Genomic DNA, 16,646 nt, shown 5'->3' with positions numbered 1-16,646 from the left:
GTTAGCCGGCTTTATGTTTTATTCTTTTATTATTTTCTGGGATAATATTAAATCTTTGTTTTCTATCATATTGAGCATATAAACTCCAGAAGGGGCAGTTTTAATATCGACTGATATTGCAGTGCTGTCTTTCCTCTCAAATTTTACCGGAATTTTTCTTCCTGAGCTATCATAAACTTCAACTTTCACATCTTTTGCAAAATCCTTTTTCCCTTTAATACGGAATTCTCCATCTGTCGGATTGGGATAGATGCTGTATCTTCTTTCTTCTGCCTTCACTTCTGCAACTCCAAGAGTAGACTTACTGATTGTCCAGGTGATATTGGTAAAATGAAGGGTACTATGGTTATTTACTTTCAGAAGCGGATTATTATCTGTTACCGAAAAAATCAGGGTATTGTTTCCGTTGTTCAGCTGTGAGGGAGTAAGTGTCAGTGTGGAGTTTGTTGTATTAATGGCTGTTCCGTTCAGTTTCCAGGAATTCACCAGCGTATTGGGCACCGGAAGAATTTCATTAACGGTAAAAGTAATATCGGATGTACCGTCAACAGAGGAATTGTTGGCAGGGGTATAGGAGTCTACCGGAGAAACCAGGCTATGAATCTTCTCTATAATCGCTTCTTTGCAAACAGAACAGAATTGCTGATTAAGATACCTCATTTCACAGCTTTGATGAGGCCGGAACCAGGTAGGGCTCTCGGCATGAGGGTAAACTCCTACAGCATTTAAGCCTATCCAGTTTTTCCATTTTATTGTAGCAGGATTGGATGTCTGGGTTTTATTGGGAGATTCCAGAGAGCCTGCAAACCAATATTCATCTGCTAGCTTTCCAAAGGAATGCCCAAGTTCATGAACGACAATCTCATTTGATGAATTATTTAAAGAAGCAAAAGCGTATGTCCCTCCACATCCTCCATATTCTGTGGAGTTTCCCAGAACATAGGTAATATCATAATCAGGAACGTTAGCTGCCAATACCTGCCCTACTTTATTCGTTGTATTACTGTAAATACATCTATGAACTCCCACATCAAAAGTAGAACCCAGGTAATTATTAGGATTGGATACCGGAATTACAGGTTCTGCAACATCAGTAGCTGTTCCCGGGTGTTTTACCCCTGTTTCTGCAGAGATTACTTTTATAGCGTAGGCATTGAAATAGTTTTTATATTCGGTATATGGGCTCTTGGTAAAAAGATAATTCACTGTAGCCTGTGCCGACGTTACAAAATTATTTTGCTGTGCAGTGGTAAATCCATCTCCTAAAACAGCAATCACCACTCTTTTATCATTGGTTCCATTCTGCAAAAGCGGTACCGTCTCAAATACTTGTGCAGCACAGCTGCTTCCTATAAGAAGAGATAATAAAACTTTTTTCATGATGATAGTTTTTGGGTGAATATAACCTGAGCTCCTTTCTCAGTAATTTTTTTCTATTTTCAGATTCCTGACATTTTCAGAAAAGGAAAACCTCACACTGAATTCAGCGTTTTGAAGAGAAGCCTGGTGCCTGGTGATTCCTTCTTTTTCATAGACCTCAAGTTCAGGCTTCAGCGGATTTTTTACCAGCTGTTGCGCAATTTCACTTCCGTCTTCTGCTGATATTGTAATAATAAGATCCCCGTTTTGCGCTTCTTTTTTTATCAAACACAGGAACTGCCTTTAATTTCCCGCTAGTAATTTTGCTTTCCTGGAGGGCAATCTGATCATTTCCTGACCGGTCTTTATTCACTTTAAAAAACAGATAGATAATGCTGTCGCTTATCGCGGCTATCTTCCCGGATTCCGTTTCCCGTGATAAAGATAACGCACTCTCTTTCTGAAAGCTACAGAACATAAAGACGGGAACAATAAAAAAAATTAAGTAAATTTTTCATAATCATTTTTATTTAAAGTTAATAAAGTTTCAGATACAATGAGGAGCCTTTAGTATATTTTTTCATATCCGGAAAAACTTAGAATGTCATATCTTTGAACCAATGATTTCAGAGAAAATAATTTTAGGCATTGACCCGGGGACCGCTATTATGGGATTTGGTCTTATTTCCGTTACAAAAGGTAAAATGGAAATGATCTCCATTCATGAACTGATTTTAAAAAAATATCCCAATCACGAAACCAAGCTCAAGTATATTTTTGACAAAACCTTGGCTCTTATTGATGAATTTCATCCTGATGAAGTAGCCCTGGAGGCTCCATTTTATGGGAAAAACGTACAAAGTATGCTGAAACTGGGCCGCGCACAAGGCGTTGCCATGGCCGCCAGTCTCTACAGAAATATTCCCATTACCGAATATTCTCCAAAAAAAATTAAAATGGCAATAACCGGAAATGGAAATGCCAGTAAAGAACAGGTGGCAGGAATGCTGCAAAACCTTCTTAAACTAAAAGAATTTCCAACCAAATATTTAGATGCTTCCGATGGATTAGCCGTAGCGGTATGTCATCATTTCAATTCCGGAACCCTGACGGATACAAAATCATATTCCGGCTGGGAAAGTTTTTTGAAACAGAATCCGGATAGGTTGAAGTAAATTTACTCTCCCGTACTATCTAATATTTTTTTAATTTTACATTTATTTCAAGCTATAAAACAAAAACCTCCGCTATTGCGAAGGTTTTGTCTTTATTTACTCAAAAATTATAAACCCTGAGCAGTGCTATTTTTTCTATTCGCAGACATGAGCTCGAAACTCACTCCCAGCGAGGGACTGATTTTAATTGTTCAGAAATTTCTTAGACTCAGTTTTATTTTTATCAGTGTAATTGATAATAAATGCTCCCCCAGGAAGTTCATTATCAATATGGATCTCATTTGTTTTTGTATTTCCTTTTTGGATAAGTTTACCACTTAAATCATAGATTTGATAATCTCCAAATACATCATTTTTATTCCCCACTAGTTTTAATTTGTTTTCAGATTTAAGATACACCACCTTTGATTCTGAGGCCGTTCTTGTTTCTGTGGTACTCAATGCAGAATTAACAATTCTTACTGCATAGTCTTCCATTTGACCATACTGTAATTGAGAACAGGCTGACACATCCGGAAGGATTGTTCCTCCATAGGTTGCAGCATCTACGGCAACTCTCATTCTTAAATAGGTTCCTGTAACAGCATTTGCCGGAGGAGTAATATTTCCTATCACTGTATTTCCATATCCTACAGATACATTATTTGAAGTGTTATTGATTACTAATTCTGAGTCATCAAAAGTTCCGTTATTATTATAATCTATCCAAACTTTTGTTTTGAACTTTGTAGTCTGCCCAAATCCATTTTCATAGGTCACTTTCAACTCAGTAGCTGAGCCTGATGGAATATCCGTATAATAAGCAGGTCTTATACAGGTTGCTGAAGCGTAATCTTCATAAAATTTAGGAGTAACCTCATCAGAGTCATACCCGTTAGTTGTGCTACTGATAGAGGCAAACTGAACTCTTGTTGGCCCAATTCCAAAATTGTTATTTGTAGGATGTAAGGTTCCGGTTGGATTACATTGAGCAGCAACCACTGAAACCGGAGAAGGGATTACTACAGCCGGATCCTGGGCCGCTGTTGAATTGATCAGATTCTTTCTGTATTCCATCATCAGCATGATTGCTCTTTCTCTTTGTCCTTGTGTAAACTTACGGTTAAAATTGGTATAATTCATTACATTATACTGCGTCCCATCATAATTGGTATTGGTACAAGGATCAATACTATTATTGGTAGGGACAGCCACTCCATACATACTTCTTGATGGAGAGGTATCACATACCTGGTCACCATCTGTTGCACAGTTATTGTTAACAGGGCAGGAAGTCTGATTGGTATAAGAGACCCCTTGGAACGTATGATATAGTCCAAATGCATGTCCCAGCTCATGGGTAAGTGTTGTATCATTTAGATTCTTAACCGTAGCAACCTTCATGAAACTTTCATAAAAATAATCATAAGATTCCGGGAATCTTGCATATCCCATAAGACCTCCGGCATATTGCTGTTGACCATCAAAACCTATAACAATATAGATATTAAAATATGAAGTTTCCGGCCAATGGGGTGCCAATGTTTTTATAGCAGCATCGCTAGTACCTGTACCGCTCCCCCCGGAATCCACACCCCCTGTGTCATACATAGGAATTGAGCTTCCATCATATCTTACGATACCATTTGTAGGCAGGCAATTAGGAGATCTTTTAGCCAACACCAATTTAAAAGGCATAACATTCCCTCCGGTTGGGCCTGTACCTTCCGGATAAAATCCATTTCCATACGTTGTTGCATACATTCTGTTGGCTCTGTCTATCCAATCAATAATATTCTGATCTGTAAGGCTCAGGTTTGCATTAGCTGCAGCTGAAGATTCGATCACGTGTACTACTACGGGAATTTCAAATACCTGCCCATTGTATAGTCCACTCCATGAAGTATTTCCACCAATTTTGTTAAGAAATGACTGCTTATCAATATTTCTTAATTTAGCCTCTCCTTCTGCTCTTCTTTTTTTCAATTCCGGAAATCGCGCATCTATTTTTGCCATTTCACTATCAAAACCACAATAATTTCCATGATTTTGCGAAAACGCATTAACAAACAGCAAAACTGCAAAAACAATGTTAATTTTTCTCATTAAGATTACTTTTTATTAATTAATTCTAGCAAAAGTATATATTTAATATTGAATCATCAAAAAAAATAACAATACAAATCATACTAGTATTTTAAAATATTTCAATTCAAGCAGCTCCTCTACATTAACGTGAGGAAAGCCTTCAAGTCTTCATTTCTAATAAACTGGCAACGGAAGAATCTCTTAGGGCATTGAATATGGTGGTAAAGCAAAAGATATATAAGAAAAATCTGATTCATCATTCTGACAGAGGCTTACAGTATTGTAGTAAAGAGTATCAGAACGCTTTGAAAAAGAAAAATATTAAACCTTCAATGACCGAAAAAAATCCATATGCTAACGCCCATTGCAGAGAGGGTAAACGGTATACTCAAGCAGGAATTCCTGTTAGAAGATTATCAGGTTAATATGCAAACTATGAGATTGCTGGTAAAAGATACTGTCGAAATTTACAACAAAATAGTGTGAATAAGAACTTATAAAACAAATATAGTTGCCGGGATTATCCAACAACTATATCATAAATATTAGTATTTTTATCTTATTAACCTGTAACGGTTATTTAGGACTAGTCAAAACTATCCGATAGTTTCCTGAGCATAATCATCAAATTTATAAAAATCACTTAACTTTTGACCACAAAATGGACAATAATTTATAACCATTTTTTTTAATACTAAAATCAGTAATCAATCCACTATAACCATCAGTAACAAAGCAAGCCTTATCAAAAATATCTTCTATTTTTTTATTAAATAATCCAGCTTCTTTTTCAAGAAACTTTTCACTATATTTTACTATTCTAAAGTTTAATCCCATTGTTTCTTCGGTTGGAGATTATTTATCTTATTCTGTTTTGTATATGAAAATAGAACAAGAAACCACACAGTTGCAGTGGTTTTATTGTTATCATGGTACATGCGTAACGCTTACGCCAGCTGGATGAGGGTTTTGTGTTACTTATCTTTATATCGTGTTAGGATTAACACGCCTTCGTAATTATTACGTTTTGTACCCTGTAATATAATAGTATCTTTATTGTAGTAAAGTATCTTTCGATTCTCCTTGTGATAGTACCCACTTTTAAAGTTTCTTACAGAGCCAATACTAACAATAGAATCATTAATAATAAACCATTTTTCTGGATTATACAGATCATCCTTGGGTATGGTATCTAAATTCTTGGTAGTAGAATTATTGATATATTGGATTTGCCTCCCGTCTTTGAAAAACTCTCTTACTCGAAAAGGATAAAACCCCTGAGAACAATGTACACTGTCAATACTATAGGCATACCATTTTTTACTGTTTTCTCCTGCAAAAACCGACCTTATCTTATCTTGCTTATTTTCTTTACATGAAAATATAAAGAAAGCTAAAAAGAAATAACTAATCTTGGGGATGTTTAATGTCTTCATATGGTGTTGTTGGATAAGTATTATTTCCTGCACTAACTGTTATTGTTGTACTGGTTGGCAAACCATTTCCACCACTATATGGTGTAATGGTTACATTTCCTGTATTTCCATTGTTATATTCATTAATCATATTCATAGGATCATTGCCATAACTGGATTCTTTTTGTGCTGCATTGAGAACTCGCAGCCCAAAACTTGTCGCTTGTCCAACTCTATACTTCTCTGTAGCCTTACCAAAATCAGGATTTTTTGCTTCATTTAAATAAACAGTTGCATGATTTACAAAAGTATAATCATCGGGGTTAATATTTTCATTTTTATGCCCTAATTTTCCTCCTTCATGATTTAAGGTAGATCTGATATTGTATACATTGTCATAATTCCCTTTACTTAATCTTTAGTATTAAAGAAAATATTGCCATTAGGCATAGTTAAAGCAGATCCTCTTGATCCCGAATATGTTCCGGTATATCCAGATATTCCCTTTTCTCCTGCATAGTGTGCTAAAAACGTTTTGAAACAGCTTTGTTTGTTCCTTTACTATTATAATCCAATTGAGATAATCTTGCAGCACCAGTATTACCGCTTAACTGAGATAATTTTGTTGCAGAACTATTAGTGTGCACAATAACATTATTTGTTTTTTTATTATCTGTACCAATATAACGACCAAATTTATTAAAGTGATCGTCAAGAGGTGCTCTTCCATCCGGGTCAATAAAACGTATTGGATTATCAAATGCATAATTGTAAGGCGACCAGCGACGCATTAATTCTGCTTTCGGATCTACCACTCCCCATCTTCCTATGTCAGGCATATAGAATCTTGCTCCATAATCATACATCCCATTTTCTTGCACCTCCTTCCCATTGTAACTATAGTTATATGCTTGATTTCCATCTAATGTATTATAACCTCCGTATTTCAATCCAAGGGGATAATAATTATTTTCTTCAAGAATTTCTATTCCATTTCCATTATTGAAATAGCTTAATCTTATATTTCCCAAATGATCTGTATAACTGTAAATATACTTATTATTTTCAAAATTATAATAGCCTTCTGAGGTAGGAACAAAATTTAATACTGCGGGATTGAGTTTCAATTGTGTATATTGAAAGCCATCTAAGTAATCAGTAATCAACCCTATCTGAGTAGTATATTGCTTTCTTAATTTTATACCATTTGCATTATAAATATATTGTAAAGATGTTTTTAATTGAGTACCTGGAAATGATAGAAAGCTCATATTTTCAGGAAGGTTAAGATAATTATATTTATCTTTTCTATCATCCTATCAAGATGTTGCACCATATTCCATTATCATCATAAGTAATTGTTTCTCCTCCGATTAGAGATTTATTTATCTTGTTCTGTTTTGTATTTGAAAATAGAAAAAGAAACCACCGCATTTGCAGTGGTTTTTATTGTTATCATTGCACAAGCGTGACGCTTACGCTAGCAATGGGAAATTTATTCGAGAGAGGATAGTTCAAGTTTTTTTGCAATTATAAAATCAGAATCACCTTCAGACTTTTCTTCGTTCTCATCGGGATCAAAGCTAATATAAATTTGGTTGTTGATATGTAATAATTTATAATTTTCAATATTATAAAAATTATAAATATTACTATAATAAAACTTAAATTCTACTACTTCGGTAAACAATAGATTTATTTTAAAATAATTACTCTTTTTTGAAAAACCACTTATTGTAATTTGTATTTGTAGTTCCCCAAATTCATCTTTATTAAGATTTATTTCTTCTATTTTTGTGCTTATCAATGAGTTTTCTCCAATAAAAACTTCAGACGCAGTATTCGTTATATCCATTTCAAATTATTTTTTTATTCCAAAATCTCTTAATAATTCGCCTTTTTTAGGAGGTCTTCCCGGTTGCCTATCTCCTCTTCCTGTAGGATTTCGAGGATTAGGCTTGTAATCATGTATATGATCATCTTGCTCATTTTTAGGGTATTTTGGCCCGTGTCCCTTGTTGTATTCTTTTTGAACATTCCCATCGGGTCCATACTTTTTAGAAGTTGTTCCAGGATCGTTAGTTTCCGTTGTATTTGGTTCTCCTTTATCAGGTAATCTATTTTTCCTTCTTTTTCCTTCTTCTGGAACATCAACACCATTTACGTCTTTATCTTCTTCAGCTGTATCTTCAGTTTTTAAATTTCTGTAACCCGCACCTGGATCTGCAATAGTAGTGTATCCTGTGCTAGGTGGTGTAAATTGATTAACTGTCCACCAGACTCCAGCTCCTATTAACATTGCTGCAGCAACAACATCAGCAGGACCAGGTACTGGAGAATCTGCCTGTGAAACGAGTAAAGCAGCCATAGCTAAGCTTCCGGGACCGGAATCACTGCTTTTAGCTTTTCCGGTAAGAGTAACTTCTTGAATTACTACTTCTTTTTCTTTATTAGGAAGGATTTTTATTTCAGTAACTCCTTTTGGACAATCGGGAGGACATTTTCCTGTTTCACCCTCCATTCCTGTCGGATCGTTATATGAGATTGGATTGTTCCAAACATAACTGTAGGCTTCGTGCGTGTATTGACTTCTTGGATCCACCACACCCCATCTTCCCAGATCCGGCATATACATCCTTGCCCCATAATCATACATTCCCGTCTCCTGTAGCTCCTTTCCATTGTACTTATAATTAAAATATCCTCCTAAAAACCCTCTTCCCTGGCCAATATGGTTTAACCCGAACGGATAATAATTGTTAGTATCCGTCACTTGAGCAACACCTGCGCTGTTTTTAATATAGCTTACCCTCGCATTTCCAAGGTGATCCCTGTATTGGTAAATATAACGGTTTTCCCCGAAACTATAAAATCCTTCTGCTGTTGGTACAAAATCAAGACGCCATTCCGGGGTAATAACGCCCGGCTCAAGAATTTCCCCGGATTCCTTATAAGCCTCCTTTTCAAAAGCTACACTTGTACGGCACCATAGGCAAGGTTCAATAACTTCACGATATTTGTACTGGAAACCATCCAGGTAATCGGTAATAACATTAGTGGTTGATTGTCCTCTTCCTCCTCCTGAAGTATTGAGTTTACGGAGTTTTACCCCATCTGCACGATAAAGGTATTGCAACCTGAAATTCTTAGTCCCGAAAAAAGGGTCAGTTTGGGTAATGGAATAGGCATCGGGTAAACTCAGGTAATTATATGCAATATTCTGAATTCCTTTATCCTTCAAATTGAGCATATTCCCGTTCAGGTCATAATCTATGATATTATTTCCGCCTTCATAGCCGGTATCGTTCAGAGAATGTTCTATCACCTGGTTCAAACGGTTGCCGGTATAGTTATACTCTAAATCATCCACCACCGTGGAAGTGCTTCCCAATACCGGGAAAGCATTTCTTTTCAGGGTCATAATATTGCCATTCGTGTCATAGGTAAGATGTTCATTAAAGTTATTGTTGTATGGATTGGTGGCATTAGGCTCCGTATAGATGCCATCCTTTAACCTATTGAGGCCATCATAGGTATAGGAGTACCTTTTTAAAACATCCTCTGAAGAGTTTCTCCAGTCTACCTCGGCTATATTCCCGTTAAACCTGCCTGAAGCTAAATTGGTATACACAGGATTATGGTATTTGATTTCATAGCCAAACAATTTCCCATTCAGGTTGGCAGGATCATTGATCCTGGTCATCCACCCCCTGATATTGTAGGCATAATCAATACTCTGCAAGTTATTGCCTACTTTTTTATTGGATAGTTGGGAAAGTTCATTATAGGTATTCTGTGCTAAGATCTCTTCAGGATTATTATCTACCTGATGCTTATGCACCAACAGCCTGTTTTGGGAATCATATTCAAAGTTTTCTGTAATAACCCTTTCTGTATCGGTATCCAGTCTCTTATGCCGGGTGATCATCTGCTGCGTTACCCCTGCAAAATCCAGTTTGGATTCTGTTTTGGTATAACCTCCCAAATGGTTGATGGAATGGGTTCCTATTACTCTTCCTTTAGTATCGTAATAGGTGTAATTTTTCGTCCAGTTGTCATCTTCAATATTTTTCACCAAACTCATAGTAGGAAGTCCTTTGGTGCTTCTTCCATCGGATGTTGGGGCTTCTGTTAATACAGCAGTCCCCTGGATACTGGCAGGAAAAGAGGGATTAAAACTGTACCCAGGGTAATTGTCATAATAGTTGACACTCAATATCGTAGAAATTTCGTCGCCAAAGTTCCCATTGTTGTAATAGACCGTCATCCCGCTTTTAGTAAACCCGGTATTGCTTCTGCCTTCAATAATGATCCCGTTACCAACATTAGTTTGTCTTCCTACCCTGTCCCCTGCATCTAAAAGTCCTGTATAAGCAACTCTTCCCAGTGGATCATATTTGGTAATCAGCCATTTATTTTGGGCCCTCAGGGTAGCATCCTGAGATAAAATCAAACGATCGGCTCCATCATATACCATATATTCCCAACCCTTACCTGGAAGCTTCTTTTCTACAAGCCTTCCTTTACCATCATAACGGTATTGATAATACAGTTTTTCTACTGTAGAGGATTCCACTGTGGGAGCTGAAGCTAATGGCGGGATGACAAATGCCAGCTGATCATACTCATTGTACACATAATAAGTGTCTGCATTTTCGGAAGCATTCAAAACCTTCCTGGATAAGATAAGCTGTCCTTTACCATTTTTGAATTCTATGGTCTTGTTTCCATCCTCATCAGTAACCGTATTTTTGTATAATTGTGACGGCTGGAAATATTGAAGAAGCTGAACGGAAGTTTGTGTCCTCCCTTCAACCCAGGTTGTAGAGGTTTCATATTTCCTTACATAGTCTTCCCAGATATTGGCATCATACCCAAACTGTACAGGCTTACCTGCCCAGTCATTACCCACCTGGATCTGTTGCTGAATTCTATCCAAAGGTGAGTTTTCTAGCACTTTTTCTGAATAGATCTTTTCCGCGCCATAGATAGATGAAGCATTGCCAAGAGGTGAAGCATAGATAGCTCCGTTCTGGGTCCCGGATTGGGGAACGGGCAGGTAATCTTTAATCTGTCTTCCAAACTGGTCATATTCAATATGGGTAACCACATCTTTGCATAAAGGAGAGGCTTTTACGCCAACTACCTGTTTGGGCCTGCCAAGGCCATCAAAATATTGAACAGTTTCGGATGATTTTGTGGCTGTTGTTCCGCTGTAATCAAGATAAGTTTTAGTCTGTACATAGTTTTCCGTATTAGGAAGTGGGGTAAGCTGGGCTTTTACATTGCCCAACAGCAATATTCCTACCGGGATAATTATCTTTTTCATCGTTTGTTAGTTTTTATAGTTGTATTTCATCTCCTTTAACACTTTTCCATTGGCATCAATCACTTTCTCAAGTCTGTTAGCCGAATCATAAATATAGCTTTCCCTTATCCCGGATGGTGGGGTGATGCTCCGAACTCCTACTAAAGGATCGTAAGTGTAAGTGGTAATCTGATAACCGGAAAGGCTGTTTCTAAAGGTATTCAATGCTGATAACAGAGCTGTTTCATCATTATTCGGTGCTGCCGAAGCATCGGTATCAGAGGCTGTGATAATGGCGGATGCTAAACTCTGAACCTGCCCATAGGTAGCTCCTTCAATCTTGGCAATAGGCTGAGTTTGATTGTAACCCCAGATAATTACTGTAGAAATTCCATCTTTTGTAGTATACTGAAGTAAGTTTCCTTTAGAGTCATACCTGTCATACGTAACTTCGGTAGAAGCTACATTAGGATTTTGAATATCATAAGACAACACTGAAGTTGGTAAAACCAATCCTGATGTTTTTGTATTGGCTTCAGTCTGGTTTTTTGGATAGATGGTTTCTGTTTTCGATAAAGTTTTAGTACTATTTCCAATAGCCTGGGTTGTAATTGTTTCTAATGGAACTTCAATCATATTTTTATCAATCATTAACTGATTGCCTTTTTGGTGAGCGTACTGATATTCTGTCCTGATATTTTCCATTGAAGGAAATATATTAAAGGTATTTTTTAGGTTGATTGGTTTATTAATATCTGTATTGTAGTAGTTATTGACTATTTTTAGATTCCATTTTTTTTATTCTGGAAAAAATCGGTGATAATTGTTTCGGTAGCTTCAATCTTTCCAGATTCGATTGGAATATACTTTTTGTCAACATAGTAAACATCTATATATTCAGGAGAAGTACCACCGTGAAGCTGGGACAAATATTGGGTAATCTCTATATCATGGGCAAAGGCAATTTCTTCCGGATATCTTGAAACATAACCGGAAAGTGAATTTTTTAATGGATTAAATGCAAATTTATGCGTTTGTACCTTTACAGTATCATTAACATTGTTCAGTATAATACTTTTTTCAAGTAATCCGTCTTTCCATTTATTGTATTTCGAATGTATAAAAGAATAAAGCTGATCATTAGTATTGTTTTGAGTAAATATATTGATAGTTTTCCCCAGATCATTATATTCTGTAACCTCTTTGTAGGTAACAATATCAGAGCTTGCATAACTGTTGTAGCTTGATCCCGAGTTGCTGACCACTAAATGTTTTTCCAAGTAAGGATTACCTGTTTCTTCTCCATTGGTAGGGTCTATCTGTCTTATATATTTCTTTCTTAAACGCGCATATTGAAACGGAAGGTTAAGTAAACCACTACTTCTATTGGCATTAGTAGTTTTGTCAAAATATTGATAATCATAATTGAGAATATTCGTGATATTATTTTCATTAACATCTTCAATTTTTTTTTATTCTCAAACCGCCTACTGGAGTTTCAACAATAGAATTAGTAATTGTTTTATAATTAACCCGTACAGAATAAGAGCATCTACAATTACCCACTCTGGTAAGGTAGAGCTTAATAGGCTCACCTGCTTTAAAATTAAAATCGGATCCTGAGGTAAAAACTCTTGGCTTTCCATTACTTCCTAATACAGAACCATTATGGTATCCCGAGCCGAAACAGGAAGTTTCCTGAATTGTGCTGACATCATCCCTGTTATTTTTACAAGAATTGCCAAAAGATACAGTAACTTTTATACTATCTTTGCCTGCTATATCACTTTCAGGAATAATAATATCTTTATTTATATCAGCGGTAAGATCAATAGCATCATCACCGGGATATTGACTCACTAAGGTTCCGGCAGTCCATGTGTTTGTTGTAGCAATTTTTTTTGGTCAGGGATACTTTATTAGATTCATAATACAATTTTTTTACTTCCTTTGGTAGGATAGGTAATCTTGTTCAAAACTCCCAGTTGAGAATACTGAGGATTTGTTTCTCTATTTCTGCTCTTATCATTAGGCATTGTAACTTCACCCGACACATACTGAGTATTAACAATTCTTGGTATATTAGAAGTTTCTTCTGTACCGGATGTATTATTTATATAGCCCCAATAGTCATCATTATTTGAATTTCTTGCCGGAATCGGCATATCTTCATTATAAACAAAAGAGTAACTGCTGTTTTGCAAATTATCATAGATTTCCGTCAACTTTAAACGATAATCCTGATAATTTTTATTGGGCCTTGAGGATTCGAAATAGGAGTAGTTTAAACTTAAGTTTTTAATAGTATTGCCTGTTTTATTATTTATCAAAATTCTTCTAAGAGCAACCCCTTTTTGTGCGTTCAGATCTTTACGATATAATTCTCCGGTTATTGTGTTTAACCTTTCATCATCAGAATACTGAAATATGACTTCTCCTTCTGGAAAAATAATCTGGGTTAAGAGCCATTCTGTATTTGCTGTTGACCCTTCAAAGCGCTCATATAGAGGCAACGGAAGAGAAGGTTCAAAATTCCCGGCTGGCCTTTGTGTTAAAAGTTTATTTACTCTTTCATTAATACTCTTTTCAAGATAACTTAAAACCTTGTTGTATCGGAATTCTATTTTTTTATTATTGATTGTTCTAATACTATCCAATCCATATAATGGTTCATTAGTTATTCCAGCTCCAGCTTCTCCCGTGTCATTGGCTGAAAGACTTTTTTGGTGACAGATAAAAAAATATTTCCTACCTTATCTGTTATTTTTTATTTTTTTTAATTTCAGCTGAAGTTTCTATCTTAATATCCTCATGAGGAATAGTATAGCCAGCTCCATTACTCACTATAAAGCTTCCTGAACTTGTAGGAAGGTTATAATTAAATATATCTGGTCTGGTATCGTAATTGCCCTGATATATTCCTTCCACAATGAGTCTTGCACTATTATCCTGGGCACCTATGTTTTTAACATTAGCATCTACTTCATTAATATTCTTAGAAAACATTGAAATATATTTATCATCCTGGTCCACAATATTATGTGTGATATTATTGGGAATATTTAATGCCCAACCAAGTCCTGCTATTCCGGCAACCTCATTCAGCTTTATTCCTCCCGTATTGTAAGTCAGTGAGATAGGAATACTAATTCCATCAGCTTGGATAGTATAAACATGAATGTTAATATTAGCTTTACCTCTAAACAGGTCTATAGGCAATTTTCCAACTTTGTCAAGTACATAGGCGTTGGCCGTTGTAGGTAATGAAATAAGATTGGTCTTTTGTTGAGAATCATTTCCGATATTGGATTGTGCATATCCAAATAGAATAGTCAATAACAATATCAGCGTAAGTATATGTTTTAGTTTCATCTGTTATTTTTTTATCAGTTTAGCATTCGCCGTTTTGTTAGTATCAGTCTTTATCGTCACCAGATAAGCCCCCTGGATCAAAGCCTGGGTATTGATCTTGGTTACTTTATTCTTCGTCTTCAAACTCTGAAGCTGTCTTCCACTCATATCATACAACAAAATCTCAGCTTCTTTAAATTGGGAACCGATTTCTACATACGCATAATCTGATACCGGGTTAGGATAAATCTTAATGTCATATTTTTCAATTAACTGATCAACCTGCTTATCTCCAAGCTTTACAATCTTCCAGTTTTCTTTTCCCAACTCTTCTGCGCTGGTTCCTGCAAGGATAATAGAACCATCTCTGTTGAGCTTTAAATCCGAGAGCCTTTCCTCTCTTTTCCTCGATTCTCCTCCCACATGTTTCCGCCACTGCTCATTACCATTGCCATCCAGGTACAGCATCCAGAAAGTTTCATCGTCCTTTTCAATCCTTCCTTCTGCCTGGGTGTAACCTCCCAAAAGAATTCCTTTGGTAGACTTCCCGCTTCCTGCTTCCAACTCCCCACCTATCACACTCATCCCCATCAGAATATCCCGGTTTTTAAAATTGTAAGACTTTTGCCACTCCTCTTCGCCTCTTTCGTTAAGGGCAATTAGCCAAAGGTCTGTTCCTTCCTCTATTCCTACTGTTTTGTTCCCTGATCTTTCCGATCTGGATTCTCCTCCGATGAGATAGCCGTTGGAGGTCAATGCCAGGGTCCTCAAATGATCATCTCCTTTGCCTCCATAATTCTTTTCCCATTCTACCTTTCCGGTTTTATCCAGTTTTACAAACCAGTAGTCGCCTTCACCATAGTTGCTGCTGGCTTTTGGCATTTGGCTTCTGGCTACAGAACCCGCAGTTTTGGAAGGTAAATCCGGAGTATTGGTTGTTGATTGACTATTTCTTATATTAACAGCTCCGCTTCTGGAATAAATACCTAACAAAGCGCCACCGTCTTTCGTGGGAATCATTTTTTCAACTTCGTCTAAACCTTTTCCTCCTAAAATCAGTTGTGATAATTCTTTTCCCTTTTTATCAAGTCTTACTATCCATACATCTTTGGAACCGTAACCCTTAGAAGAGTTTTGTACATTTCCCGCTACAAAAAATCCTGAATCGATAGTTTGAATCACTGCCCTGGCTTCTTCATCGGAAGGGCTTCCCAAAGTTTTCTGCCATAGTTCATCCCCGAATTCGTTGATTCTGACCAGCCAGATATCAGAGCCTCCTTTGGAATCGTCCTTTTTATCCAGCCCTTTTCCGGAATAGGAGGTCCCGGCTAAAAGGAAGCCCCCATCCTGCGTGGTTACAGTGGCTGACAAATAATCATGGTTCTGTCCCGAGAAATACTTCTCCCAGACCTGTTCTCCCTGTTGGTTTAATTTTACCAGGTGGAAATCATAGCCGTTGTTCTGGCTGGCAGCATTTCCTGTTCCCTGCTTCCGGCTTCCCGCCTGAATACTGCTGCCTGTGATAAGGTACTGCTGGTCTATTGTGGTGGTCACCTGGCTTAGGAAATCCTGCGTTGAGGATTTGATGTCTTTCTGCCAAACCACTTCCTGGGCCGGCAAACTAAAAATTATGCATAAGGTAAATGCACTCATGTAGAATTTCTTCATACGCTGTGTTTTTACTATTTATATTACTATTGGCTGCGAATCTACAGTTTTTTTCATATTTCCCACAATGGTAGATTTATCTATATGTTATATTGTGCCAGCTATGAAGATTTGCAATATACCATTCTATCAAAGGAACCAGATAATCTGTTCTGAGAATATTTTCAGACATAAAATTTGGCATAGAAAATATCGCCACGTTTCAGGCATTTCGCTACATAGGTAGTATCCCACCAGAAATCATTTATCAGTTGTCTGAATTTTTGTTCATCTGGCTTTTGGATCATGATAGACTGATAAGTG

The 16,646-nt window shown here is 36.7% G+C and carries 16 protein-coding genes and 2 pseudogenes; 2 read left to right on the top strand and 16 right to left on the bottom strand.

What is annotated here, in order from left to right; genetic code table 11:
* Positions 1-18 precede the first annotated feature (18 nt).
* Positions 19-1,380, bottom strand: coding sequence for a M64 family metallopeptidase (locus HX13_RS19670; RefSeq protein ID WP_050022468.1), 1,362 nt, complete (start codon positions 1,378-1,380; stop codon positions 19-21).
* 39 nt (positions 1,381-1,419) lie between these two features.
* Positions 1,420-1,647, bottom strand: a complete 228-nt coding sequence (locus HX13_RS19665; protein WP_050022467.1) for a hypothetical protein — start codon at positions 1,645-1,647, stop codon at positions 1,420-1,422.
* A gap of 332 nt (positions 1,648-1,979) precedes the next feature.
* Here HX13_RS19665 and ruvC point away from each other — a divergent pair, with 332 nt between their 5' ends.
* Positions 1,980-2,534, top strand: a complete 555-nt coding sequence (gene ruvC, locus HX13_RS19660) for a crossover junction endodeoxyribonuclease RuvC (RefSeq protein WP_050022466.1) — start codon at positions 1,980-1,982, stop codon at positions 2,532-2,534.
* A 183-nt stretch (positions 2,535-2,717) separates the two neighbouring features.
* Here ruvC and HX13_RS19655 read toward each other — a convergent pair whose 3' ends face one another.
* Positions 2,718-4,619: a zinc-dependent metalloprotease gene (locus HX13_RS19655; RefSeq protein WP_050022465.1), complete on the bottom strand. Its 1,902-nt coding sequence runs from the start codon at positions 4,617-4,619 to the stop codon at positions 2,718-2,720.
* Positions 4,620-4,771: 152 nt separating this feature from the next.
* Here HX13_RS19655 and HX13_RS24975 point away from each other — a divergent pair, with 152 nt between their 5' ends.
* The gene (locus HX13_RS24975; RefSeq protein WP_410493163.1) at positions 4,772-5,026 is read left to right on the top strand and encodes a DDE-type integrase/transposase/recombinase; all 255 of its coding nucleotides are present in this window, start codon (positions 4,772-4,774) and stop codon (positions 5,024-5,026) included.
* Between the two features lie 214 nt (positions 5,027-5,240).
* On the opposite strand, the gene HX13_RS19645 is transcribed toward HX13_RS24975, so the two are convergent.
* The 13 genes and pseudogenes from HX13_RS19645 to HX13_RS22290 all read right to left on the bottom strand — a co-directional run.
* Positions 5,241-5,438, bottom strand: a complete 198-nt coding sequence (locus HX13_RS19645) for a hypothetical protein (RefSeq protein WP_050022463.1) — start codon at positions 5,436-5,438, stop codon at positions 5,241-5,243.
* A gap of 137 nt (positions 5,439-5,575) precedes the next feature.
* The gene (locus tag HX13_RS19640) at positions 5,576-6,037 is read right to left on the bottom strand and encodes a hypothetical protein (RefSeq protein WP_128572525.1); all 462 of its coding nucleotides are present in this window, start codon (positions 6,035-6,037) and stop codon (positions 5,576-5,578) included.
* Positions 6,009-6,401, bottom strand: a pseudogene (locus tag HX13_RS26505) (hypothetical protein); the annotation flags it as partial. The gene HX13_RS19640 and the pseudogene HX13_RS26505, both read right to left, overlap by 29 nt.
* Positions 6,402-6,540: 139 nt before the next feature.
* A complete protein-coding gene (locus HX13_RS19635) occupies positions 6,541-7,287 on the bottom strand; it encodes an RHS repeat domain-containing protein (RefSeq protein ID WP_050022461.1) in 747 nt (248 codons plus the stop codon).
* A gap of 224 nt (positions 7,288-7,511) precedes the next feature.
* Complete coding sequence (locus tag HX13_RS19630; protein WP_050022460.1) at positions 7,512-7,871, bottom strand: hypothetical protein; 360 nt, start codon at positions 7,869-7,871, stop codon at positions 7,512-7,514.
* A gap of 6 nt (positions 7,872-7,877) precedes the next feature.
* Complete coding sequence (locus tag HX13_RS24970) at positions 7,878-11,345, bottom strand: DUF6443 domain-containing protein (RefSeq protein WP_050022459.1); 3,468 nt, start codon at positions 11,343-11,345, stop codon at positions 7,878-7,880.
* 6 nt (positions 11,346-11,351) lie between these two features.
* A complete protein-coding gene (locus tag HX13_RS19620) occupies positions 11,352-12,029 on the bottom strand; it encodes an RHS repeat protein (RefSeq protein WP_050022458.1) in 678 nt (225 codons plus the stop codon).
* Positions 12,030-12,106: 77 nt separating this feature from the next.
* Positions 12,107-12,604: a hypothetical protein gene (locus tag HX13_RS19615; RefSeq protein ID WP_050022457.1), complete on the bottom strand. Its 498-nt coding sequence runs from the start codon at positions 12,602-12,604 to the stop codon at positions 12,107-12,109.
* A 181-nt stretch (positions 12,605-12,785) separates the two neighbouring features.
* Entirely contained in the window at positions 12,786-13,184 is a 399-nt protein-coding gene (locus HX13_RS19610) for a hypothetical protein (RefSeq protein WP_050022456.1), read from the bottom strand.
* A 65-nt stretch (positions 13,185-13,249) separates the two neighbouring features.
* Positions 13,250-13,981, bottom strand: a complete 732-nt coding sequence (locus HX13_RS19605; RefSeq protein ID WP_050022455.1) for a hypothetical protein — start codon at positions 13,979-13,981, stop codon at positions 13,250-13,252.
* Positions 13,982-14,084: 103 nt separating this feature from the next.
* Positions 14,085-14,696: a hypothetical protein gene (locus HX13_RS19600; protein ID WP_128572524.1), complete on the bottom strand. Its 612-nt coding sequence runs from the start codon at positions 14,694-14,696 to the stop codon at positions 14,085-14,087.
* Between the two features lie 3 nt (positions 14,697-14,699).
* Positions 14,700-16,343: a T9SS type A sorting domain-containing protein gene (locus tag HX13_RS19595; RefSeq protein WP_050022453.1), complete on the bottom strand. Its 1,644-nt coding sequence runs from the start codon at positions 16,341-16,343 to the stop codon at positions 14,700-14,702.
* Positions 16,344-16,428: 85 nt separating this feature from the next.
* Positions 16,429-16,646: pseudogene (locus HX13_RS22290) on the bottom strand (aminoglycoside 6-adenylyltransferase); the annotation flags it as partial.

The organism is Chryseobacterium sp. P1-3 (assembly GCF_000738495.1).
Classification (GTDB): Bacteria; Bacteroidota; Bacteroidia; order Flavobacteriales; family Weeksellaceae; genus Chryseobacterium; species Chryseobacterium gallinarum.
This window is presented reverse-complemented; position numbering and strand designations above follow the sequence as displayed.